At 50.6% G+C, this 21,944-nt stretch carries 20 protein-coding genes; 12 read left to right on the top strand and 8 right to left on the bottom strand.

The window, feature by feature from the left end:
• Window positions 1–7: 7 nt before the first annotated feature.
• Both TW77_RS21765 and nfuA read right to left on the bottom strand, forming a co-directional pair.
• Window positions 8–286: a hypothetical protein gene (locus TW77_RS21765; RefSeq protein ID WP_046007064.1), complete on the bottom strand. Its 279-nt coding sequence runs from the start codon at window positions 284–286 to the stop codon at window positions 8–10.
• Between the two features lie 6 nt (window positions 287–292).
• Complete coding sequence (gene nfuA / locus TW77_RS21760; RefSeq protein WP_046007063.1) at window positions 293–868, bottom strand: Fe-S biogenesis protein NfuA; 576 nt, start codon at window positions 866–868, stop codon at window positions 293–295.
• A gap of 155 nt (window positions 869–1,023) precedes the next feature.
• Between nfuA and TW77_RS21755 the strand changes: the two genes are divergently transcribed.
• Complete coding sequence (locus TW77_RS21755; protein ID WP_046007062.1) at window positions 1,024–3,555, top strand: M14 metallopeptidase family protein; 2,532 nt, start codon at window positions 1,024–1,026, stop codon at window positions 3,553–3,555.
• On the opposite strand, the gene TW77_RS21750 is transcribed toward TW77_RS21755, so the two are convergent.
• Entirely contained in the window at window positions 3,552–4,226 is a 675-nt protein-coding gene (locus TW77_RS21750; RefSeq protein WP_046007061.1) for a ComF family protein, read from the bottom strand. The genes TW77_RS21755 and TW77_RS21750 overlap by 4 nt on opposite strands.
• A 57-nt stretch (window positions 4,227–4,283) precedes the next feature.
• On the opposite strand from TW77_RS21750, the gene bioH reads away from it, so the two are divergent.
• The 3 genes from bioH to TW77_RS21735 all read left to right on the top strand — a co-directional run bounded on the left by bioH (window position 4,284) and on the right by TW77_RS21735 (window position 6,334).
• Window positions 4,284–5,021, top strand: coding sequence for a pimeloyl-ACP methyl ester esterase BioH (bioH, locus tag TW77_RS21745; protein ID WP_046007060.1), 738 nt, complete (start codon window positions 4,284–4,286; stop codon window positions 5,019–5,021).
• A gap of 102 nt (window positions 5,022–5,123) precedes the next feature.
• A complete protein-coding gene (locus TW77_RS21740) occupies window positions 5,124–5,432 on the top strand; it encodes a hypothetical protein (protein ID WP_046007059.1) in 309 nt (102 codons plus the stop codon).
• Window positions 5,432–6,334, top strand: coding sequence for a putative metalloprotease CJM1_0395 family protein (locus tag TW77_RS21735; RefSeq protein WP_046007058.1), 903 nt, complete (start codon window positions 5,432–5,434; stop codon window positions 6,332–6,334). The genes TW77_RS21740 and TW77_RS21735 overlap by 1 nt, the downstream gene beginning before the upstream one ends.
• 80 nt (window positions 6,335–6,414) lie before the next feature.
• On the opposite strand, the gene TW77_RS21730 is transcribed toward TW77_RS21735, so the two are convergent.
• Both TW77_RS21730 and greB read right to left on the bottom strand, forming a co-directional pair.
• Window positions 6,415–8,751, bottom strand: a complete 2,337-nt coding sequence (locus TW77_RS21730) for a Tex family protein (protein ID WP_046007057.1) — start codon at window positions 8,749–8,751, stop codon at window positions 6,415–6,417.
• A gap of 85 nt (window positions 8,752–8,836) precedes the next feature.
• Window positions 8,837–9,310, bottom strand: coding sequence for a transcription elongation factor GreB (gene greB, locus TW77_RS21725; protein WP_046007056.1), 474 nt, complete (start codon window positions 9,308–9,310; stop codon window positions 8,837–8,839).
• Between the two features lie 221 nt (window positions 9,311–9,531).
• Between greB and ompR the strand changes: the two genes are divergently transcribed.
• The 3 genes from ompR to TW77_RS21710 are packed head-to-tail and all read left to right on the top strand — an operon-like array spanning window position 9,532 to window position 12,295.
• Complete coding sequence (gene ompR, locus TW77_RS21720) at window positions 9,532–10,251, top strand: two-component system response regulator OmpR (RefSeq protein ID WP_046007055.1); 720 nt, start codon at window positions 9,532–9,534, stop codon at window positions 10,249–10,251.
• Window positions 10,252–11,598 (top strand): two-component system sensor histidine kinase EnvZ, encoded by a 1,347-nt coding sequence (gene envZ / locus TW77_RS21715; protein WP_046007054.1) that lies wholly within the window; start codon window positions 10,252–10,254, stop codon window positions 11,596–11,598.
• Window positions 11,591–12,295, top strand: coding sequence for a hypothetical protein (locus TW77_RS21710; RefSeq protein ID WP_046007053.1), 705 nt, complete (start codon window positions 11,591–11,593; stop codon window positions 12,293–12,295). The genes envZ and TW77_RS21710 overlap by 8 nt, the downstream gene beginning before the upstream one ends.
• An 84-nt stretch (window positions 12,296–12,379) precedes the next feature.
• Here the strand turns inward: TW77_RS21710 and TW77_RS21705 are convergent, their stop codons facing one another.
• The 3 genes from TW77_RS21705 to hslR form a co-directional block, all read right to left on the bottom strand.
• A complete protein-coding gene (locus TW77_RS21705; RefSeq protein WP_046007052.1) occupies window positions 12,380–13,918 on the bottom strand; it encodes a phosphoenolpyruvate carboxykinase in 1,539 nt (512 codons plus the stop codon).
• Between the two features lie 259 nt (window positions 13,919–14,177).
• On the bottom strand, window positions 14,178–15,023 hold the full coding sequence (gene hslO, locus TW77_RS21700) for an Hsp33 family molecular chaperone HslO (RefSeq protein WP_046007051.1): 846 nt from the start codon (window positions 15,021–15,023) through the stop codon (window positions 14,178–14,180).
• An 11-nt stretch (window positions 15,024–15,034) separates the two neighbouring features.
• Window positions 15,035–15,445: a ribosome-associated heat shock protein Hsp15 gene (gene hslR / locus TW77_RS21695; protein ID WP_046007050.1), complete on the bottom strand. Its 411-nt coding sequence runs from the start codon at window positions 15,443–15,445 to the stop codon at window positions 15,035–15,037.
• A gap of 241 nt (window positions 15,446–15,686) precedes the next feature.
• Between hslR and gspC the strand changes: the two genes are divergently transcribed.
• The 5 genes from gspC (at window position 15,687) to gspG (ending at window position 21,939) form a co-directional block, all read left to right on the top strand.
• On the top strand, window positions 15,687–16,580 hold the full coding sequence (gene gspC, locus TW77_RS21690; RefSeq protein ID WP_046007049.1) for a type II secretion system protein GspC: 894 nt from the start codon (window positions 15,687–15,689) through the stop codon (window positions 16,578–16,580).
• 28 nt (window positions 16,581–16,608) lie between these two features.
• Entirely contained in the window at window positions 16,609–18,669 is a 2,061-nt protein-coding gene (gene gspD, locus TW77_RS21685; protein ID WP_046007048.1) for a type II secretion system secretin GspD, read from the top strand.
• Window positions 18,662–20,215, top strand: coding sequence for a type II secretion system ATPase GspE (gspE, locus tag TW77_RS21680; protein WP_046007047.1), 1,554 nt, complete (start codon window positions 18,662–18,664; stop codon window positions 20,213–20,215). The genes gspD and gspE overlap by 8 nt, the downstream gene beginning before the upstream one ends.
• Window positions 20,215–21,441 carry a type II secretion system inner membrane protein GspF gene (gene gspF / locus TW77_RS21675; protein WP_046007046.1) on the top strand — a complete coding sequence of 409 codons (1,227 nt, stop codon included), beginning with the start codon at window positions 20,215–20,217 and terminating at the stop codon, window positions 21,439–21,441. The genes gspE and gspF overlap by 1 nt, the downstream gene beginning before the upstream one ends.
• Window positions 21,442–21,513: 72 nt before the next feature.
• On the top strand, window positions 21,514–21,939 hold the full coding sequence (gene gspG, locus TW77_RS21670) for a type II secretion system major pseudopilin GspG (RefSeq protein ID WP_046007086.1): 426 nt from the start codon (window positions 21,514–21,516) through the stop codon (window positions 21,937–21,939).
• Window positions 21,940–21,944: the final 5 nt, after the last annotated feature.

The raw sequence follows: 21,944 nt of genomic DNA, 5'->3' as shown, positions 1-21,944 counted from the left end.
TGATGGCTTATTTCCATTCATCAAAGGCCTTTTTGGCCTCGGCTTTAGCGGCGTCACGTGCCGACAGCACCTGAGAAAAGCGATTGGCGAAGATCCCCAGATAGCCATAGCCGGCCACACCCAGTGCGAGCACTAGCATGACTAAGCCAGGCAGCTGGAGCCAGGCTTGATAGAAATAACCCAGCGCAATCAGCGCCGCGCTGAGTGCAAACAACGCGAGCCCGCAGAGGAAAAACCGCAGACTCCGCTTAGGGTGAGACCCTAAGCGGTAAATCAAACGTCGCATACCCAATTAATAGTATGAGTGATCGCCTCGTGAGTGCTCGGTGATATCACGCACCCCAGTGATCTCTTCGAACTTGGCAATCATTTCTTTTTCGATGCCTTCTTTAAGCGTGACATCAATCATTGAGCAGCCGTTACAGCCACCACCGAATTGTAGTACCGCAATACCTTCAGCTGTGATTTCAACCAGGCTAACCTGACCACCGTGGTTGGCTAGCTGCGGGTTCACTTCGGTAACCAGCATGTGTTCAACGCGCTCTTCCAAAGAAGCATTGTTGCTGAGCTTTTTGGCTTTCGCATTCGGTGCTTTCAGGGTGAGCTGGCTGCCCATTTTGTCGGTGACAAAGTCAATTTCAGCTTCTTCCAGGAATGGCGCGCTTTCTGCGTCAACGACGGCATCAAAACCATTAAAGGGCAGGCGAATATCGCTGTCTTCAACGGCATCGGCTGGGCAATACGATACACCGCACTCCGCCTGAGCGGTACCTGGGTTGACGACGAATACGCGAATGTTAGTTCCATCGGCCTGATCGGCCAATAACTTGGCAAAATGTGACTGAGCTGTCTCTGAAATTGTGATCATAATCTACGCTATACTTGACTAAATTACTCGGTTAATCCCTATGATACTCCCCTCATCTTGTTGTAGCTAGTGTTGGGCGTAAAAATTTGCAGCAACTGGAATCGGGTTGCTAGCGTACTGGCTGGTTAAAAATTGCCAGAATAAACGGAGTATTTATGCATCGCCTGTTAATCGTGCTGTGTGTGTTGAGTTTACAGCTCAGCGCCAGGCCCCTGAGTTTTTATTTTGATGACACCAGCCAGTTCGACCCTAGCATCCCAAAACCACATGAGGTGATAGGCTATGACGTGGGCGAGTGGCATGTACGCCCCGAGCAGTTGGTTCAGTATTTAAACGTGCTGGCAGAGGCCAGCCCCAGAGTATCGATAAAAACGATAGGGTACAGTCATGAGCGGCGTCCTTTGGTGTTACTGACGATCACTGAGCAGGCACGACAGGGCAATATTGATGCCGTCAAAAACGCCCATTTAGCTGCGCTTGAGCAGCCGCAGCCGCGCAAAGATGCGCCGGCGGTTGTCTGGCTTGGTTACAGTGTGCATGGCAATGAACCCTCGGGCAGCAACACCGCTATGCTGGTGGCATACTATCTGGCCGCGGCACAGGGCGAGAAGATTGACGCCCTGTTACGCGATACCGTGATCCTGCTTGACCCGTCACTCAATCCAGACGGGTTGGCCCGCTTTGCCAGCTGGGCGAACAGCCACCGGGGAGCAGTGTTATCCAGCGATCCAGAGCACAGAGAGCATGTAGAAAGGTGGCCGTCTGGCAGAACGAATCACTACTGGTTTGACTTAAACCGCGACTGGCTACTGTTGCAGCACCCAGAATCACGCGCCCGGATCGCCGCCTTCCATGACTGGAAACCAAATGTACTGGCCGATTTCCACGAGATGGGGCCTAACTCCAGTTACTTCTTCCAGCCGGGGATCCCGTCACGTACGCACCCGCTGACGCCAGCGCGCAACCAGAGTTTAACGGCGGCGATTGGCCAGTTTCATGCTGATGCGCTGGATCAGGCAGGTCAGCTGTATTTTACCCAGGAGAGCTTTGACGATTTTTACTACGGCAAAGGCTCGACCTATCCGGACATCAATGGTTCAGTCGGTATTTTGTTTGAACAGGCCAGCAGTCGTGGTCATATGCAGCAAACCATCAATGGCTTGCTGACTTTCCCGCAGACCATTAAGAACCAGTTGATCACCTCGTTATCTACTTTGCAAGGTGCAGCGGCTAACCGTCAGGCACTGCTTGACTATCAGCAGCACTTTTATCTCAGTGCGGAAAAGGAAGCCAAGCAGCAGGACTATCAGGGGTATGTGGTATCGGCAGGGCAGGATCCCTATCGTCTGAAGCAATTTGTGGAACTGCTTCGTCAGCATCAGATCACAGTAAAGCAGCTGGAAAAAGCGCTGAAAATAAAAGATCAGCAGTTTAAAAAGGGCGACCTTTATATACCGCTGTCACAACCGCAAGTACGCCTGATCAAAGCCATGTTCAGCGAGCAAACACATTTTAAAGACAATACCTTTTATGATGTATCGGGCTGGACACTGCCCTATGCCTACGATCTGGACTTTGCCCGGGTCACCAGCAGCTGGGGACTTAAGGTGAGCGAGTCAGGCTGGCAAGCGCGCAGCCTTGCGGCGCAAACGCCTGATGATGCGGCCTATGCCTACGCCTTTTCATGGCAGCACTATCTGGCACCTAAGTTACTCAACCGCCTACTGACAGGCGGCATTGAAGCGCGCGTTGCATTGCAGCCGTTCACGGCCAAGCTCACCCAGGGAGAGCAACAGTTTGAGGCGGGCACTGTGGTGATCCCAGCTGGTTTACAAGGCCTGGACAACTGGCGAACTGTACTGGCCAAACAGGCTGTGAAACAGGGGATAGAGCTTAAGGCGATTAGCTCAGGTCTGACGCCTGAGGGAATTGATTTGGGCTCACGCCGGATGATGCCCCTGCACAAGCCACAGGTGTTACTGGTTGGCGGGCTGGGCACCAGTCAGTATGAAGTCGGTGAGATCTGGTATCACCTTGACAGATATGTAGGAATCGCACCCAGCATCATAGAGCTGGACCGTCTGGAGCGGGTTGACTTGAGCCGTTACAGCCACCTGGTTTTGGCCGATGGGCGCTATTCGGCGCTGAGTAAAAAAGCGCAGGCAGCCATTATCAGCTGGGTCCAAAAAGGGGGCGTGATCTGGGGACATAAACGCGGTGCCCAATGGCTGATTGAACATCAGCTGCTCAAGGCTGAGATCATTAGCACGAAAGAGCTGCGCGCGACCTTCGACACTCAGGGACTGCGTTTCAAGGACAAAGAGCAACTGGCTGCTCAGCAGCGTATTGCAGGTGCCATTTTTGGCACTCAGCTGGACCTTTCTCATCCACTGGCATTTGGTTTTGACAACGCCATGTTACCCGTATTTAAAAACAGCGCCTGGGTGTTGCAGGCGAGCGAGGCCCCTTTTCGGGATGTGGCGGTATATCAGACGCAGCCTTTGCTAGCGGGGTATGCAGACGAAAGAAATGTCTCGCAGATAGCGAAATCCTCAGCACTGATGGCTGATACCTATGGTAAAGGGGTGGTCATTGCCATGCCGGATAACCCGCTATTTCGCGGTTTCTGGTATGGCAGCAGCCGCTTGTTTAATAATGCACTGTTTTTCTCGCAGGCCATTCATTAAGCGGGCGTCAGGCAGGTTGCACAGGCCCAGATCTGAGTCGCGCCCGCGCGTCGACAGAGCTGGGCTGCGGCATTCATAGTCGCGCCTGTGGTGATCACGTCATCAACCAATAAGATACGCTGGCCTTTAAGGGAGCCTGCCAGGCTAAACGCCTGATTCTGATTGTGTAACCGCGCCCGACGATTTAAGGTTTGCTGTGCACGCGTCATGCGTTTCGACAAAACCGGCAGGATAGGCAGCTGTCCGTTGAGCACGCAGCCCCAGGTTTGCATCACCTGATTAAAACCTCGATTGATCAACCTGTGTCTGGGCAATGGTATGACGACGGCGGTATCCACTTGTGGCACTTGCTCGAAGCAATAGCGCTGCCACTGATAGGCGATAACCTGGCGCAGTAAACGAGCCGCGTGGCGTCGCTGATGCAGCTTTAACTCACATAACCAGCGTTTTAGTACCCCATGATACCAGCCGCAGGCTATCAGCCCGTCGCAATCAGGCAAGCTAAACTGGGTTTGGATATCAGCACGTAACAACAGGTTTCCCTCTTCAGGGAGAAACAATGGCAGCGCCTCCAGGCAGGGCGTGCATAAGCCTTCATGAGCAACTGGGCTCTGGCAACACGCACAGTAGCGAGGAAAAAGCGCCTGTGCGAGTACGTGGGACAATGACATTGCTTTCCATCCTTGAATCGCTATCATAGCGACAAGTTTGGTAGGAGAAGTGAATTAATGCAAAGCGAAATAGTCCTATTGCACGGCTGGGGGATGAATAAACAGGTATGGCAGCTGAGCATTGAGCAGCTTCAGCAGGCACAGCCTTTGGCGGTTCGCTCAGTCAATTTACCCGGCTTTGGCGGGGCTGCATTTGCGGAGCATATTTCCACGTTAGATGACCTTGCGGATGAGATTGCACGCGAGCTCAGTGAGCACTCTGTATTAGTTGGCTGGTCTTTGGGTGGACTTGTGGCTATTAACCTGGCGCATCGCTACCCGGATAAAGTTGCCAAACTGGTGCTGGTGGCATCGAACCCGTGCTTTGTTGAGTCGCCAGAGTGGCCGGGGATCAAGCCAAAAGTACTGGCGGGGTTTAAACAAGCACTGGCTGATGACAGCGCCAAAACCATAGAGCGATTTCTTGCGATCCAGGCCATGGGCAGTGAACATGCCCGCGACGACATTAAACAGCTGCGCAAACTATTAGGTCAGCTACCCGCTGCGCACCCTAAGGCGCTGAGTCTGGGGCTGGATGCATTACAAAGCTGTGACTACCGCGCTTATTTTGGCGCGCTCAGCCAGCCTGTATTCGGTCTTTTTGGCCGTCTTGATGCGCTGGTCCCGAGCGAGGTAATAGAGCGAATGGCGGCACTCAACCCACAATTCAAGGCATTCACCTTTGCCAAAGCATCCCATGCGCCGTTTATCTCCCACAAAGATGAGTTTGTTACTCATTTAAAATCAATTCTTTAGTTTTGTGCAACGAAAAAGCGGCAATTTTTTGCCGCTCTTACTTTATTTTGTTTATAAATTAAGCAATAATTAGGTGGAGAATTTTTAACTTTAGGGCGAGATATGGCAGTCAATGATATCCTCAATGCTGGTGTTCAGGGTTTTGAGTTTGCCCGCCAAAGTGCCGAGCAAGCCGCAGCCGATATCAACAAGGCAACGCTGGACCAGCAAAGTGAGCAACAGGTTGCACAGCAACGTCAGCTTCAGGGCGCGTCCAGTAATGAAGGCGTCACCGCACCTGTAGGACAACCTCCCAGGTTAGATGAAGCTGTGGTTGACCTGAAAGTAGCAGAATTTAACGCCAAGGCGAATGCGCAAACCATTCGCACAGCAGACGAAGTATTGGGTACTTTGATTGATATTAAAGTGTAATGAACATAGTAACGCCACCCCCGGCGATGAACTTAAACACGGCGAACGTCTACACTGAGACGGCGCAACGTGACAATCAGCTTCGCGAGGTTATTCCAAAACCCGCGCCAGTCTCCCCTGCGTTTACCGAAAACAAACCACTGTCTGATGGCGAAAAGCAAAAGTCATTCTCGGCGGACGATTCTGGCCTGTACGACAGCACGGGTCAGCTCAAAGAAGGTAAAACCATCGAGGAGCGTCAGGAAGGCGCACAAAGCGAGCAAGGGGAACAAAAGGACCAGCAAGATCCGCAGGAATTAAGTGAGCGCGAACAAGCTGAGCTGGAAGCTGAACAAGCTCAGCTGCAGGAGTTAAAAGACCGCGACCGGGAAGTGCGTCTGCACGAAGAAGCCCATGCCAGAGTGGGTGGTCAGTATGCGGGCTCACCAAGCTATGAATACCAGCGTGGTCCGGACGGTAATAATTACGCCGTCGGTGGCGAGGTGATGATTGATGTCGCACCGACCGGAGATCCGCGCGAAACCATAGATAAAATGCAAACGGTCCGAGCGGCAGCGTTAGCACCGGCAGAGCCATCGGGCGCCGACAGGGCCATTGCTGCGGATGCCACGGCTAAAATTGCCCAGGCGCAGGCAGACTTGGCCAAGCAATCTATCAGTGGTGATGAGGCAGAGGAAAGCAACAACCGTGTTGTTGGCTATCAAACTCGGCGCCTGAATGAGGATGAACTCAGCGAGCAACAACCTGAGTCCGCCCGGTTGGAAGAAGAAGTGGATCCCTTTGCAGTGGCATTGCCTATCGATCGGGATCCTGAAATTGCCTCTCGAGCGCTGCGAATAGAGGGCTTTTATAGCCATGTGACTCAGCCCAAAGAAGCCTCTCAGTTATCCGTAGTGATATAGCATTGGTATTCTCACAAAGCAGTTAAACGACACAGGCCCGCATTTGCGGGCCTGTTTCTATTTCTTTACCTATATAGCAATTACTTTTTCAGCTTGGCAAAGGCTTCGGCAAAGGCATTGCCCATTGCGGCGTTGCCATTGTCGCGTCGGTTGTCTCGACGACTATCTTTGCGTTGTGCGGGTCGCTGAGGTTTGCCGCCTGGCTTTTGCGCGGCCGGCTTATTTTGCTTTTGCCCTGTATTTGCCGGGATCTCGTCGTTCAGGCGCATGGTAAAGCTGATCCGTTTGCGGGCAACGTCCACTTCAATGACTTTGACTTTCACTATGTCACCCGCCTTGACCACTTCACGTGGATCTGAAATGAATTTATCAGTCAATGCTGAGATATGGACCAGGCCATCCTGATGCACACCAACATCGACAAAGGCACCAAAGTTTGCCACGTTTGACACCACGCCTTCCAGAGTCATACCAACTTTCAGATCCGCAATGGCTTCTACGCCGGCTTTAAACTGTGCTGTTTTAAATTCAGGGCGCGGGTCACGACCCGGTTTGTCGAGCTCTCCCAGGATATCTGTGATAGTCGGTACGCCAAACTTATCGTCAACATACTCGGCGGGATCCAATTTGCTCAGCACATCGCTGTTGCCAATCAACGCGGTGACATCAAGCGACTTGCTGGTGCAGATTTTCTTCACAGCAGGATAGGCTTCCGGGTGAACCGCAGAGGCATCCAGGGGATCATCGCCATTGGCAATACGCAGGAATCCGGCTGCCTGCTCGAAGGCTTTTGGTCCCAGACGCTCCACCTGCTTGAGCTGTTTACGATTGCTGAACGAACCATTGGTATCGCGGAATTTAACGATGTTGGAAGCCAGGGTTTTATTCAGCCCGGATACGCGTGTTAACAGAGGGACGGAAGCGGTATTGACGTCAACACCCACTGAGTTTACACAGTCTTCTACGACAGTGGTCAGCGTCTGACCCAGCTGGCTTTGTGATACATCGTGCTGATACTGGCCCACACCAATAGACTTAGGCTCAATTTTCACAAGCTCTGCCAGCGGATCCTGTAGTCGACGTGCGATTGACACCGCGCCACGCAGCGATACGTCCAGGTCCGGGAATTCGTTGGCGGCAAACTCAGAAGCAGAGTACACCGACGCACCGGCTTCACTGACCATGACTTTCGTCAGCTTCAGCTCGCAGGCGGCTTTAAGCAGCTCGGCGGCCAGCTTGTCGGTTTCGCGAGACGCGGTCCCATTACCGATAGCAATCAGTTCAACTTTGTGCTGACGACATTGTTGCTCCAGTGTGCGCAGTGATTTATCCCAGTGATTCTGCGGCGCATGCGGATAGATGGTGCTGGTCGCCAGTAGTTTACCGGTTTTATCGACAACTGCGATTTTACAACCGGTTCTGAGGCCAGGATCAATGCCCATAGTTACGCGCGGACCCGCAGGAGCCGCCATCAGTAGATCTTTGAGGTTTTTGGCAAAGACATCAATCGCGCCCTGTTCGGCATTCTCACGCGTCGCACCCAGCATTTCGTTTTCAAGGTGGGTGGCCAGCTTAATTTTCCAGGCCCACTGCACCACCGTCATTAACCAGCCGCTTGCCGCGCTCCCCGATACATCCAGACCGTAATGATCCGCTATCATTTGTGCACAGTACTGCTGTGGGTCTTCAGCCTGTGGCTCGGGATTAATTGACAGCTGTAAAATCCCTTCGTTACGTGCTCTGAGCATGGCCAGTGCACGGTGAGAGGGCACACCCGCCAGCTTTTCGTCGTGTTCGAAATAGTCACGGTATTTGCTGCCCGCTTCTTCTTGTCCCGGTACCACGCGGCTTTGTAAATAACCATGTTGTTTTAACTGGTTTCTGAATTTGCCCAGTAGTTTTGCATCCTCTGAAAAGCGTTCCATCAGGATGAACTTGGCGCCATCAAGTGCCGCTTTGCAATCTTCAATGCCTTTGTCTGCATTAATAAACGCTTCTGCCGCCAGCTCGGGTGTCTGATTCGGATCTGAGAATAGCAGATCGGCCAGTGGCTCAAGTCCGGCTTCTATGGCTATCTGGCCTTTAGTACGGCGTTTGGGTTTGTAGGGCAGGTATAAATCTTCCAGCTCGGTTTTGCTTTGCACCTGATTTAGCTCTGATGCTAACTGCTCAGTAAGCTTGCCCTGCTCATCAATGGTTTTAATGATAAAAGCGCGGCGTTCTTCCAGTTCCCGCAGGTAGCCGAGGCGCTGCTCGAGTAAGCGTAGCTGCGTATCATCCAGGCCGCCGGTTACTTCTTTACGGTAACGGGCAATAAACGGAACGGTTGCACCTTCATCCAGTAGTGCGGTGGCAGCATTCACTTGCTGTTGTGATGCGTTTAGCTCAGCAGCTAAACGGGCTGAGATATTGCTCATGCAAAATCCTTATATAGTTCAATTGGCTAGGCCATTTTCTGAGCCTGCGTTTGCGCTCATCATATCATATCTGTAACGGTTGTGTTCAGGCCGTGTAGTCGATCTTATTGACGTACCAGAGCATCTCACCTTGCGGGGTTTTGACACTGTATTCTTCATCGACAGATTTTCCAAGTAATGCCCGGGCCATGGGGGAATCAATGGAGATATAATCGTTTCGCTCGTAGATTTCATCGGGTCCGACGATCCGAAAACGCTTTACCTCGCCATCATCATTTTCGATTTCGACCCAGGCACCAAAATACACCTTGCCCTGCTGCTGCGGTGAGTACTCAACAATTTTTAAATCTGGCAGGCGCTTTCGCAGGTAGCGTACACGGCGGTCTATTTGTCGTAACAGGCGCTTGTTAAAAGTATAGTCGGCGTTTTCTGAGCGATCGCCCAAACTTGCCGCCCAGTTTACGATTTTGGTCACTTCCGGGCGCTTTTCAAACCACAGGTGGTCGTGTTCCTGTTGCAGCTTGCGATAGCCCTCTGGGGTAATTAGGTTGGTTTTCATCTGGTTGCTTACTATCTCGGAACAACTACATGTGTCTAGTGTAATGTGGATCCCGGTCGATACCAATCTCACTGTGCCTGAGAGTAGCCGGATCACGTCATGGCATATCACGCCCGCACTTGTAACGTTCGGTAACAATCTTATTCACTGTTTATGGTGTCTAAGCGTTTTAATTTCAATTATATTTAGGGTCAACTAAAGAAAAAATAAGAAGAATGCCCATGGGGAATGAAACCACCAAAGTGTTAGTCGTCGACGATGATATGCGTTTGCGCAGCCTGCTGGAGCGATATCTGGTCGAGCAGGGGTTTATCGTTCGCAGTGCAGCCAATTCAGAGCAAATGGACAGGTTACTGGAGCGTGAAAACTTTCATCTTATGGTCTTGGATCTGATGTTACCCGGTGAAGATGGTTTGTCTATTTGTCGCCGTCTCCGACAGAAAGAAAATGAAATTCCCATTGTGATGTTAACGGCCAAAGGGGATGAAGTGGATCGGATCATCGGACTGGAGCTGGGCGCGGATGATTACCTGCCTAAGCCGTTTAATCCGCGCGAGCTATTAGCACGGATCAAGGCGGTGTTACGCCGCCGCGCCAAAGAAGTGCCGGGTGCACCTGCCGCGGAAGAAAACGAGGTCGAGTTTGGCGCCTTCAAACTTAACCTGGCAACCCGGGAAATGCAAAAAGGCGATGAAACCATTGCCCTGACCAGTGGCGAATTTGCAGTACTGAAGGCGCTCGTGAGTCACCCTCGTGAACCGCTGAGTCGGGATAAGTTGATGAATCTGGCTCGCGGCAGAGATTACAGTGCACTGGAGCGCAGCATCGATGTGCAGGTATCGCGGTTACGCAGAATGATAGAAGAAGATGCGTCTAACCCGCGTTATATCCAGACCGTGTGGGGTCTGGGTTATGTGTTTGTGCCAGATGGCGAAAAATAAATGAGTATTCTGCCGCGCAGCGCATTCGGGCAAACGGTTTTTTTTGTCGGTGCGCTGCTATTGATCAATCAGATAGTCTCCTACATTACCGTCACCCTGTATGTGTTCAAGCCGACTTTTGAACAGGTTAACCTGATGCTGGCCAAGCAGGTGAAGACGGTTTTCATCGATTGGGAAGAAGGGGTGGAGATTGACTCCAGCCTGTCGGAAAAGTTTTTTGAGATCACCGGGATTGAGGTGATGAGTCAGCGGGAGGCCTATCGCAACGGGCTGGGAGATGCGAAAGAGTATACCTTGCTGTCGCGCAGTATGTCGGAGCAGCTTAATGGCTCAGCCCGGGTGCGGATCAGCCAGGGTGACCCTGTGGTGTACTGGGTCGAAGCGCCTCAGGCACCGGGCTATTGGGTACGGGTGCCGCTCACCGGTTTTTCAGAAACCAAAATGGAATTTTTGGTGTTTTACCTCTCCAGTATCGGTTTTTTAAGTGTGCTCGGCGGCTGGCTGTTTGCCCGACACCTGAACCGGCCACTCAAGGCATTGCAAATTGCGGCCAGCCGGGTAGGGGTTGGCGACTTTTCTACTCGTCTGGTTGAACATGGCTCTACCGAAGTCATTGAGGTGACCCGGGCATTTAATAAAATGTCTAAGGGGATCGCCGAGCTGGAGAATGACAGACGTTTATTGATGGCGGGCGTATCCCATGATTTAAGAACGCCACTTACTCGGATCCGTCTGGCCACGGAAATGATGTCGGATGAAGAGGCCTACCTCAAAGACGGCATCATCGACGATATTGAAGACATGAATGCCATCATAGATCAGTTTATTGAATACCTCAGGCATCACAATAGTGGTGAAATGGTGCTGGATGATGTGAATGCTGTTGTCGAGGAAGTGGTCCATGCAGAGCAGCAGCATCAGCGCGAAATTGTACTGACGACAGCCGCCAATGTTCCCGCCGTGATGATGAACCATGTGGCACTGAAGCGCGTGGTGACCAATATGATTGAAAATGCTATTCGCTATTCAGACGAGCGGATAGACGTTATGACAGAATTTAGTGCTCGCCATAAGGCGGTGTTTATTAAGGTCAAAGACCGAGGGCCGGGGATCCCTGAAGAGGAGCTGGAAACGCTGTTTGAGCCTTTTAAGCAGGGCGACCTTGCACGGGGCAGCGAGGGCAGTGGGTTGGGCCTTGCGATCATCAAACGCATTGTCTCTACGCATGGGGGCAAAGTCCGTTTGCGTAATCGCAGCGAGGGGGGGCTCAGTGCTGAGGTCATGCTGCCGGTGGCGAAAAAGTTTACCCCCGTGACCACCTCATCTGAGCCCAAGTCCAGTGAATAAGCGCGACTTAACCTATCACAGTGGTTGTCTCAGCAGCGCTGCCAGAGCGCAGCTGTTGTCTATTATTGGACAGTGCTTTGAGGGAATAGAGCCCGAGGCCTATTTTGCTTACTACTTTGAGCAAGACGGGCCCATTATTCGGCGGCTGCGCTTGTATTACACGCAGGCGGGTGAGCTGGCCGGTTACTGTCTGCTCACCTTTGACGACAGCCATCAGGCATTTTGTGTGATCGGCGCATCGGCCGGCTTTTTGCCGCAGTTTCGCGGCAAGAACAACACCTTTTCTTTTTCCATTGCTGAGGTCACCAAAGCGTATCTGCGCCGTCCCTGGCGTACTTTATTATATGCCGATACCATGCTGAGCCCCGCGATGTTTCGGGCCATGGCGAAGAATATCGCCACTGTTTATCCAACGGCGTCTGGCTCTGATACTGAATCACAGCTTTATCTGACATTAAATCCCACCGGGCTTGTGTGTGATGCAAATGGTCTGCTGTGTCTCAAAACGGTGGGACGAAAAACGCGTTATTCAGCCGAGGAAGTGGCTCAGTTTAAGGCCAGCAGCAAACCTGAAATTGCCCATTATTGTGCCCTGAACCCCAATTTCGATAACGGAGTGGCATTACTTGCCGTGATCCCCGTGACTTTAAGGCAACTCCTCGCCACAGCCTGGAAACAGCTCAAAAATAAACTTTAGCTTTCCGATCAATACTAAATCTCAGGCACAAAAAAACGCCCAACGAGGGGCGCTTTTGATAAAGGAATCTGAATCTAAATCAGCTTAGCCGCGAGGACCTGCTGATTTGATGGCTTCAGAGACATCGTATTTAGCGAAGTTCGCTTCGAAGTCTGCAGCCAGCTTAGACGCATACTCAGCATATTTTGCTTTGTCTTCCCAGGTGTTGATTGGGTTAAGCAACTTGCTGTCTACGCCTGGTACAGCAACCGGTACGTCCAAGTTTAGCGCGTCAATGTGTTGTGTTTCTACGCCTTCCAGTGTGTCGTTAACGATAGCATCAATCACAGCACGTGTGGTCGGGATATCGAAACGCTTACCAATGCCGTAAGGACCGCCAGTCCAGCCAGTGTTAACCAGGTAAACTTTTGAATTGAACTCACGTACACGCTTCATCAGAAGCTCAGCGTAAACGCCAGCAGGACGTGGGAAGAAAGGTGCGCCGAAACAAGTCGAGAAGGTTGACTCGATGTCTGACGTAGAACCAATTTCTGTTGAGCCTACTTTGGCCGTATAACCGCTCAGGAAGTGATAAGCTGCTGCTTCTTCAGACAGAATAGACACTGGAGGCAGTACACCGCTCACGTCACACGTCAGGAAGACGACTGCACGAGGCTCACCAGCACGGTTTTCTACTTTACGCTTTTCAACGTGCTCAAGCGGGTAAGCTGCACGGGTGTTTTGCGTCAGGCTGGTGTCATTGAAATCAGGTACGCGTGCTTCGTCTAGTACCACGTTTTCAAGGATGGTGCCGAACTTGATTGCGTTCCAGATAACTGGCTCGTTCTTTTGCGACAGGTCGATACATTTAGCGTAACAACCGCCTTCGATGTTGAAAACACTGCCTGGTGCCCAGCCGTGCTCGTCATCACCGATCAGGAAGCGTTTAGGATCTGCCGACAAGGTTGTTTTACCTGTGCCAGACAAACCGAAGAATAATGTCGTGTCGCCTGCTTCGCCTACGTTTGCACTACAGTGCATTGGCAGTACGCCCTTCGCTGGTAACAGGAAGTTTTGTACAGAGAACATAGACTTTTTCATTTCACCGGCGTAATGCATACCTGCGATAAGCACTTTGCGATCTGCAAAGTTGATGATGACTGTACCGTCACTGTTTGTTCCGTCGCGCTCAGGGTCGCAAACGAAAGAAGGTACATTCATTACCTGCCATTGGGGTAAATCAGCTGCATTGTATTTTTCAGGCTCGATAAACATGTTCTTGGCAAAAATATGGTGCCAGGCTGTTTCTGTTGTTACAACAACGGGTAAATAGTGCTCAGGATCTGAACCCACTTCAAGGTGAGAGACGAAGTGGTCGTTGCTGTTCACGTGTGCTTCTACACGGGCCCACAGCGCGTTAAATTTGTCTGCATCGAATGGGCGGTTAACGTTACCCCATTGGATGTCATTTTCTGTGCTTGGCTCTTTAACGATAAAACGGTCGTTAGGCGAACGCCCGGTGCGGCGGCCAGTTTTTGCTACAAAAGCTCCATTTGCGGCCAAAGTCCCTTCACCACGGCGGATGGCGTGTTCGACAAGTTCAGCTGCAGTTAAATCGACAAAACGAGTAGCGCTTGAAGTCATGTTTATACCTAAATGTGAGAATTGAACGGGATAGCTCTGGAGAAGTTTCACCAAAAGCTGAAATTATAGTAACAGATGAAATTCAGATATTCGAGCCCTGAAAGCGGGTAAAACGCCATAAATTTGTCAAAAAAACTGAATAATTTCAATGATACCGGTGTCATAAAATGTGACCTTTTAATGACACCGGTATCAATTTTTAGCGACAAAAAAGCCGCCAAAATGGCGGCTAGTGTTCAATTTGATAAAAACAGCTCGGCTAATTAAAGATTGCCTTAATATCCTGTTCTTCAAATCGGTAATTTTTTAGGCAGTAGTGACAGCTGATGTTGATCTCACCCTGCTTTTGGACATCTTCCAACAGGGCTTCACGGCCGATATTGACCAAAGCGCTGATAGTTTTATCGCGGCTGCAGCCACAGACAAAATTAATTTCCTGTGGCTCGAATAATTGTGGGTTATCTTCGTGATATAAGCGTGTCAGAACGGTTTGTGCGTCAAGTTCGAGCAGCTCTTCATCTTTAATGGTGTTGCTGAGTGCTTCTAAATGCGCAAAGTCTTCTTCCGATTTGGCCTTGTCTACTGGCAGTACCTGCAAAAACAGGCCGGCTGCCTTAGCACGCTCGCCACTGACATCCGTGGCAAACCACAGGCGAGTTTTTAATTGTTCAGACTGAACAAAATAGTCTTCCAGGCAGGCTGCCAGGGTTTCGCCACTGAGTGGTACAACGCCCTGATAGCGTTCTCCCTTATCTGGGGTAATGGTGATAACCATATAGCCTTTGCCCATCAGATCCTGAACACTGCTGCCCGTGACTTCACCTTGCACTCGAGCGATGCCGCGCATATTCTGCTTATGATCGCCATTGATGGCGGCGTATTTAACCGGCCCATCACCTTGTAATTGTACCGTGATGTCGCCTTCAAACTTTAATGTGGCAGTCAGCAGGCTGGACGCAAGTAGCAGCTCACCCAATAAAGTTTGTACTTCCTTCGGATAGTCATGGCCGCTGATAATGTCATTAAAAGTGTGTTCAATTTGTACGAGCTCACCACGTACATCAAGTTGATCGAAAATATATCGATGAAGTAAATCTTGTTGCATCAATTCAGATCCTAGCTAGATTTCAATTTAAGCAGTTCGCGACGCTGCTTCTTATCTGGTTTATGCTCCGGCCGCGGGGCAAAAAAGCTGTTGTTTTTGCGCGCAATGGCATTTTGCGCCCGTTTTTCAAGGCTGGCAGCGGACTCCTCGTAGAGAGTCTGAGCAATGGGGGCACTTTGACGCTTTTCCATAATTTGCAGCACGGTGACTTCCTTTTCATCAAAGCCTTGTGCCAGTTTGATGGTTGCGCCTACCTCAACCATTCGGCTGGGTTTACAGCGCTGGCCGTTGTAGTGTACCTTGCCACCTTGGATCATCTCACGGGCAATGGTACGGGTTTTATAAAAGCGTGCCGCCCAGAGCCATTTGTCCAGGCGTACTTTCACTTCGCTTAGGTTGTTTTCTTGATTGACTTTTGTCACAATTCGTTAACTAATGCCCAAAGCTAATTTAATCGGTGAAATTTAACACATTTGATGAGGCAAAAAAAGCATCTGAACACGCGCTGCTGTGGTTATATCTCAGCCACAGGTCTTGTTAATACTGTGTTCAGTTAGGTATTCTAAGTTGTACCTATTTACTTTAAAGTTTCATATACGCGTGCTTGTTGAATCGAATTCGAGGCGGTACACTGAGGCGCTCAACAGAATAAGAATATGACATATGGAATTACAGCTACAACAGTTGCAAAAATTATTACATAACTTACCCCATGCGAAGCTTAGCCGCCTGGTGGTGTATTTGGCTGTTGTGTATATCGCGTTTCTTTTTGCTAAGTTATTTTGGCTGCTTTGGCCAGTACCTCAGACCCAGCCTTTGCCAACCCAATCTCAAGTTTATGCACAGAATTCAGCAGCCGTCAGTAGCCGCTCTATCTTAGGTCATAATGTCTTTGGCAAAGCCAATGAAAAGCCTGTGGTTGAAGCCCCTAAGCCGGTTATTTCCGATGCGCCTGAAACCCAGTTAAATGTGCGCCTGACGGGCATTGTCGCGGTCAGCCAAGATGATGCTGCCGGACTGGCAATTATCGAATCTCAGGGCCGTCAGGAAACCTATCTGGTCCAGGATGCCATTAAGGGTACACGCGCTAAATTGGCTCAGGTACTGCCAGATCGGGTGATCCTCGATGTCAGTGGCCGCTTTGAAACCTTGATGCTCGACGGTATTGAATTTAGCCGCCAGGTTGCTACGCCTGTGCAGTCGCGCCGTACCACAGCCGCTAAACCAAACAGAATGAGTGATAAAGCCCGTGAAGAACTTAAGCAACGCCGTGATGAGTTGCTGGCTGAGCCGGGTAAACTGTTCGATTACATTCGTATTTCGCCTGAAAGGCGCAACGGTCAGCTGGTTGGCTATCGTTTGCGTCCGGGCAAAGACCCTGAGCTGTTTAAAAAAATGGGTCTTAAAAATAACGATCTCGCCATTGCTATTAATGGCTTCCAACTCACGGATATGAAACAGGCTATGTCAGCGATGAACGAGCTGAGAAATAGCACTGACGCCAGTATCACGATTGAACGTGACGGCCAAACTGTCGATGTGCAATTTAGCCTGTAAAGACAATAATTTTGGAGTTATAAAAATCATGGGTAGAAAGCTACACCTCACAAAAATCAAAAAAGGGTTAGCTAAGTATGCAGCTCTGTTAATAGCGGCTGGATTGTCCTTGTCTGTTTCTGCGGTTGAGTATGCGGCCAACTTTAAAGGCACTGATATTAACGAGTTCATTAATATCATCAGTAAAAACCTCAACAAAACCATCATCATTGACCCGAATGTGCGCGGTAACATCAACGTCCGCAGCTATGAGTTAATGGATGAGGCGCTCTATTATCAGTTTTTCCTCAATGTCCTCGAAGTCTACGGCTACGCGGTCGTTGAAATGGAAACCGGGGTTTTGAAGGTTGTTCGCAGCTCGGATGGTAAAAAAGCCAATGTACCTTTGGTCGGAGATGGAAGCGACAACAACGGGGATGTGATGATCACCCGCGTTGTGGAAGTTAAAAACGTCAGCGTACAGGAACTGGGCCCGTTGATCCGCCAGTTCAGTGACCAAAAAGACGGTGGCCACGTAACCAACTTCAACTCAGCCAACGTGATGATGCTGACAGGTCATGCTGCGTCGGTAAACCGTTTGGTGAATATTATTCAGTCAGTGGACCAGGCGGGTGACCAGCGCGTTGATATCGTGCGTCTGAAACATGCGACGGCCGATGATGTCGTCCAGGTGGTTGAGAAAATCTATAAAGACGGCGGTAAGAACCAGGTCCCGGAGTTTTTAATCCCCAAAATTGTCTCGGATAATCGTACCAACAGCGTTGTGGTCAGCGGTGAAGTACAAGCGCGTACCCGCGCTATTGAATTGATCAAGCGTTTGGATGAAGAGCTCGAAAATCAGGGCAATACTCAGGTGTTCTACCTGAATTATGCTAAGGCCGAGGAGCTGGTTAAAGTATTACAAGGTGTGAGCAAGTCGCTGCAAGAAGAAGCGCAGGGCGGTAGCAAGACACGTACCCGCAGCAACAAGAATGAAACCAGCATTGAAGCACACGAAGACTCGAACTCTTTGGTTATCACCGCACAGCCAGATACCATGCGTTCACTGGCCAGCGTCATCGAAAAGCTCGATGTTCGTCGTGCTCAGGTACTGGTTGAGGCCATTGTGGTAGAAGTACAGGAAGGTGACGGCATCAACTTTGGCTTGCAATGGATCACCGAAAAAGGCGGCATGTTGCAGTTTAATAATGGGACAACCGTACCTGTGGGTGCATTGGCTGTGGCAGCCGAACAGGCCCGTGATAAAACCGTGGTTCGAACTCAGGCAGGTACTGAAGATCCGACCAAGATAACAGAATACAACGAAACCGTTGAAGGTGATTTAGGTGCACTGGGATCCTTGCTGGGTGGCATCAATGGTCTGGCGATGGGGGTTGTGAAAAACGACTGGGGCGCGATCATTCAGGCAGTTTCGACCGATACCAATTCAAACATTCTGGCGACACCGTCGATCACCACCATGGATAACGAAGAAGCGTCCATGATTGTCGGTCAGGAAGTCCCTATTATCACAGGCTCCACGGCCAGTGAAAATAACTCGAACCCGTTCCAGACGGTCGATCGTCAGGAAGTGGGTGTGAAATTAAAAGTCACGCCTCAAATTAATGATGGCACTGCGGTACAGCTGACCATAGAGCAGGAAGTGTCCAGCGTCAGTGGTGCAACCGCGGTCGATATCTCAGTGAACAAGCGTGCGATTAACACAACCGTCATTGCCGACGATGGCGGCATGGTGATCCTGGGTGGTCTGATTGACGAAGACGTGCAGGAAAGTGTGTCTAGAGTGCCTCTGCTGGGTGATATTCCAATCTTAGGGCACTTGTTTAAGTCAACGAACACGACTAAGCGTAAGCGTAACCTGCTTGTCTTCATTCGCCCGACGATTGTTCGTGACAGCCGCAGTATGAACGAACTGAGCCATGCTAAATACAAGTTTATCCGTGGTGAGCAGTCCAAGCAGCGTGAAGATGGTATTGATCTGATGCCACTGGAAGATGCACCTATTCTGCCTCAGTGGGATGATGCGATGGTGTTGCCACCAACGTACGAAGAGTTTCTGAGCGAGCAAAACGAGAAGAAAGATGACTGAAGCAATACAGGAACTGATTGACGGTCATGACGAGACGGCGCTAGCGCTGGACGAGCAAATGGAAGCAGAGCCCGCACCCCATGTGCGTCTGCCCTTTGCTTATGCCAGACGTCAGAGCTTGTTGTTAAGTCAGCAGCCGGACGGGCTTAAGGTGTACTACAAAGGTCAGCCTTCTCTGGATGCCTTGCTTGAAGTGCGGCGCATTGCTCAGGATGGCTTTACCCTGGAGCAACTGGACGACGACAAGTTTGAGTTGCTGCTGGAAGCCTCGTATCAGCGTGACAGCTCAGAAACACAGCAAATGATGGAAGACATCGGCAACGAGGTCGACCTATTCTCGCTGGCCGAAGAAATGCCGCAAACCGAAGACTTGCTTGCTGCCGATGACGATGCACCGATCATTAAACTGATCAATGCCATGCTCAGTGAAGCAATCAAAGAAGGGGCCTCGGATATTCACATCGAGACCTTCGAGCAGGAGCTGGTGATCCGGTTCCGGGTCGACGGCGTGCTAAAAGAAGTACTTAAGCCAAATCGTAAATTAGCCTCGCTGCTGGTGTCGCGGATCAAGGTTATGGCTAAACTGGACATCGCAGAAAAGCGGGTGCCACAGGATGGCCGCATCAGTTTGCGGATCGCCGGTCGCGCCGTTGATGTGCGGGTATCGACCATGCCATCAAGCTTTGGTGAGCGAGTCGTACTGCGTCTGTTGGATAAGAACAACGCGCGACTGAACCTCGAAGATTTGGGTATGACAGAGCGCAACCGCGAGCTGTTTGCCGAGATCATTGCCAAACCTCACGGTATTATTCTGGTCACCGGCCCAACGGGTTCTGGTAAAAGTACCACCTTATATGCAGGTATGACGCAGATAAACTCCAGAGACCGCAACATACTGACGGTTGAAGACCCGATTGAATATGAAATTCCGGGCATTGGTCAGACTCAGGTTAACCCGAAAGTGGATATGACCTTCGCCCGTGGCCTGCGCGCAATCTTGCGTCAGGATCCGGATGTGGTGATGGTCGGTGAGATCCGGGATCTCGAAACCGCACAGATTGGCGTACAGGCGTCATTGACCGGTCACTTGGTGATGTCAACGCTGCACACCAATACGGCTTCCGGTGCGATCACCCGGATGGAAGACATGGGGGTTGAGCCTTTCTTATTGTCATCTTCTTTGCTAGGTGTATTGTCACAGCGACTGGTACGAACCTTATGCCCGAACTGTAAAGAAGCCCACCTGGCGGACGATCGAGAATGCGAGTTGCTGGGTGTTGAAAAAGGTTCGCAAACGACGATTTATCGCGCCGTTGGCTGTGAAGAATGTAACTTCAATGGCTATAAGGGTCGAACCGGTATTCATGAATTACTGATTGTAGACGAGCACATTCGTGAACTGATCCACAATGGTAAAGGTGAGCAGTCGGTTGAAAAGTACATTCGTACCTTTAGCCCCAGTATTCGCCAGGACGGTTGTGCCCGGGTGCTGAAAGGCCTGACAACGCTGGAAGAGGTGATGCGGGTCACCCGTGAGGAAGGCTAATGGCTGCGTTTGAGTATCGTGCTTTAGACGGCAAGGGAAAAGAGAAAAAAGGCATACTGGAGGCGGATACCGCCAAACAGGTTCGCCAGATGCTGCGCGAAAAAGCCATGATGCCGCTGGAAGTCTCGCCCGCTGCGGAAAAAGAAAAATCCGCCAGCTCGGGTGGTTTCAGTCTGACGCGAGGTTATAAGCCCTCAGTCTCTGATATTGCCCTGATCACGCGTCAGCTTGCGACCTTGATCCAATCTTCTTTACCGGTAGAGGCAGCGGTGATGGCCGTTGCAGAGCAGTGCGAAAAGCCGCGCCTTAAGCGCATGCTGATGGCGGTGCGCTCGAAAGTGGTGGAAGGCTACACCCTGGCCGATGGTATGTCAGAGTTTCCGCACGTGTTCGATAACTTGTATCGAGCCATGGTGGCAGCTGGTGAAAAGTCGGGTCATTTGGATCAAGTATTAAATCGTCTGGCGGATTACACCGAACAACGACAGCACATGCGCAGTCAGATCACCCAGGCGATGGTGTATCCGACCATATTGGTGATATTTGCCATCGCGATTGTGTCGGTTCTGCTCGGTACCGTGGTGCCTAAAATATTAAAAACGTTTGAGAAATCTAAACAGGTTCTGCCCTGGACAACGGAATGGGTTATGGCGGCCAGTAATTTTGTGCAGGCATACTGGATGATTTCGTTGGTTGTGATATTCGGTGGTGTTTTTTTGATCAAACAAGCGCTGAAACGGCCTAAAGTCCGTTTTTGGTACGATGGGAAGCTATTGCAGCTTCCGGGGATAGGTAAAATCAGCCGGGGGATTAATACCGCGCGCTTTGCTCGTACTTTGAGTATTTTGTCCTCCAGTTCAGTTCCTTTGCTGGAAGGAATGAAAATTTCCGGTCAGGTACTGGAAAATGAGAAGATAAAAGCGGCCGTGACAGAAGCGGCAACCCGTGTCAGTGAAGGTGCAAGCCTGCGTGCTGCACTGGCACAAACAAAGTTATTTCCGCCCATGATGCTTCATATGATTGCAAGTGGTGAAAAGTCCGGTGAGCTGGAACAGATGCTTGAGCGTGCTGCCAACAACCAGGACAGGGAATTCGAAAGTATGGTCAGCGTTTCGTTAAAACTGCTCGAACCTGCCATGATTGCAAGCATGGCCGTGATCGTGCTGTTTATCGTAATGGCTATCCTACAGCCAATCATGGCGATGAACAAAGCAATTGGTCTGTAGTCAAATTAATTGCATGTACAACATCAGCGTGTCGGTCTGACGCCGCACGCTAATAGCATTGAGGTAATCAACGTGAAAAAACAATCCGGCTTTTCATTATTAGAAGTAATGGTCGTTCTGGTGATCATCGGTATGATCATGTCTATCGTGGCACCCAACATTATGGGTCAACAAGAAGAAGCAGCAAAAGAAAAAGCGATGCTGGACATTCGTCAGATTGAAGACGCAATGAAAATGTATAAGCTTAAAAACAAAAAGTACCCAACCACAGAGCAAGGTCTGGAAGCTTTGGTAACACAAACCACCATAGATCCAGTACCTAAGCGCTTCCCTGATGGCGGCTTCATTTCAAAGCTTCCGGAAGATCCTTGGGGTAACCCTTACCAGCTGGTGAGCCCGGGTGAAATGGGTAAAATCGACATCTTTTCTATGGGTCCTGATGGCGAAGTAGGCACCGAAGATGACCTGGGCAACTGGGACAGCGAACAAGACCGTTAATCCTT

The sequence above is a fragment of the Pseudoalteromonas rubra genome, from assembly GCF_000967655.1.
Taxonomy (GTDB): Bacteria; Pseudomonadota; Gammaproteobacteria; order Enterobacterales; family Alteromonadaceae; genus Pseudoalteromonas; species Pseudoalteromonas rubra_A.
The sequence above is the reverse complement of the archived record's forward strand: the minus strand, read 5'-3'. Positions and strand labels throughout refer to the sequence as shown.

Coding starts and splice junctions, on each gene's coding strand:
- TW77_RS21705 (WP_046007052.1), bottom strand. CDS start 13,918: ATGACTTCAAGCGCTACTCGTTTTGTCGATTTAACTGCAGCTGAACTT.
- TW77_RS21735 (WP_046007058.1), top strand. CDS start 5,432: ATGAACATAGTAACGCCACCCCCGGCGATGAACTTAAACACGGCGAAC.
- gspC (WP_046007049.1), top strand. CDS start 15,687: ATGGAATTACAGCTACAACAGTTGCAAAAATTATTACATAACTTACCC.
- gspD (WP_046007048.1), top strand. CDS start 16,609: ATGGGTAGAAAGCTACACCTCACAAAAATCAAAAAAGGGTTAGCTAAG.
- TW77_RS21765 (WP_046007064.1), bottom strand. CDS start 286: ATGCGACGTTTGATTTACCGCTTAGGGTCTCACCCTAAGCGGAGTCTG.
- TW77_RS21755 (WP_046007062.1), top strand. CDS start 1,024: ATGCATCGCCTGTTAATCGTGCTGTGTGTGTTGAGTTTACAGCTCAGC.
- greB (WP_046007056.1), bottom strand. CDS start 9,310: ATGAAAACCAACCTAATTACCCCAGAGGGCTATCGCAAGCTGCAACAG.
- gspF (WP_046007046.1), top strand. CDS start 20,215: ATGGCTGCGTTTGAGTATCGTGCTTTAGACGGCAAGGGAAAAGAGAAA.
- gspE (WP_046007047.1), top strand. CDS start 18,662: ATGACTGAAGCAATACAGGAACTGATTGACGGTCATGACGAGACGGCG.
- hslO (WP_046007051.1), bottom strand. CDS start 15,023: ATGCAACAAGATTTACTTCATCGATATATTTTCGATCAACTTGATGTA.
- nfuA (WP_046007063.1), bottom strand. CDS start 868: ATGATCACAATTTCAGAGACAGCTCAGTCACATTTTGCCAAGTTATTG.
- bioH (WP_046007060.1), top strand. CDS start 4,284: ATGCAAAGCGAAATAGTCCTATTGCACGGCTGGGGGATGAATAAACAG.
- TW77_RS21740 (WP_046007059.1), top strand. CDS start 5,124: ATGGCAGTCAATGATATCCTCAATGCTGGTGTTCAGGGTTTTGAGTTT.
- ompR (WP_046007055.1), top strand. CDS start 9,532: ATGGGGAATGAAACCACCAAAGTGTTAGTCGTCGACGATGATATGCGT.
- TW77_RS21730 (WP_046007057.1), bottom strand. CDS start 8,751: ATGAGCAATATCTCAGCCCGTTTAGCTGCTGAGCTAAACGCATCACAA.
- envZ (WP_046007054.1), top strand. CDS start 10,252: ATGAGTATTCTGCCGCGCAGCGCATTCGGGCAAACGGTTTTTTTTGTC.
- TW77_RS21750 (WP_046007061.1), bottom strand. CDS start 4,226: ATGTCATTGTCCCACGTACTCGCACAGGCGCTTTTTCCTCGCTACTGT.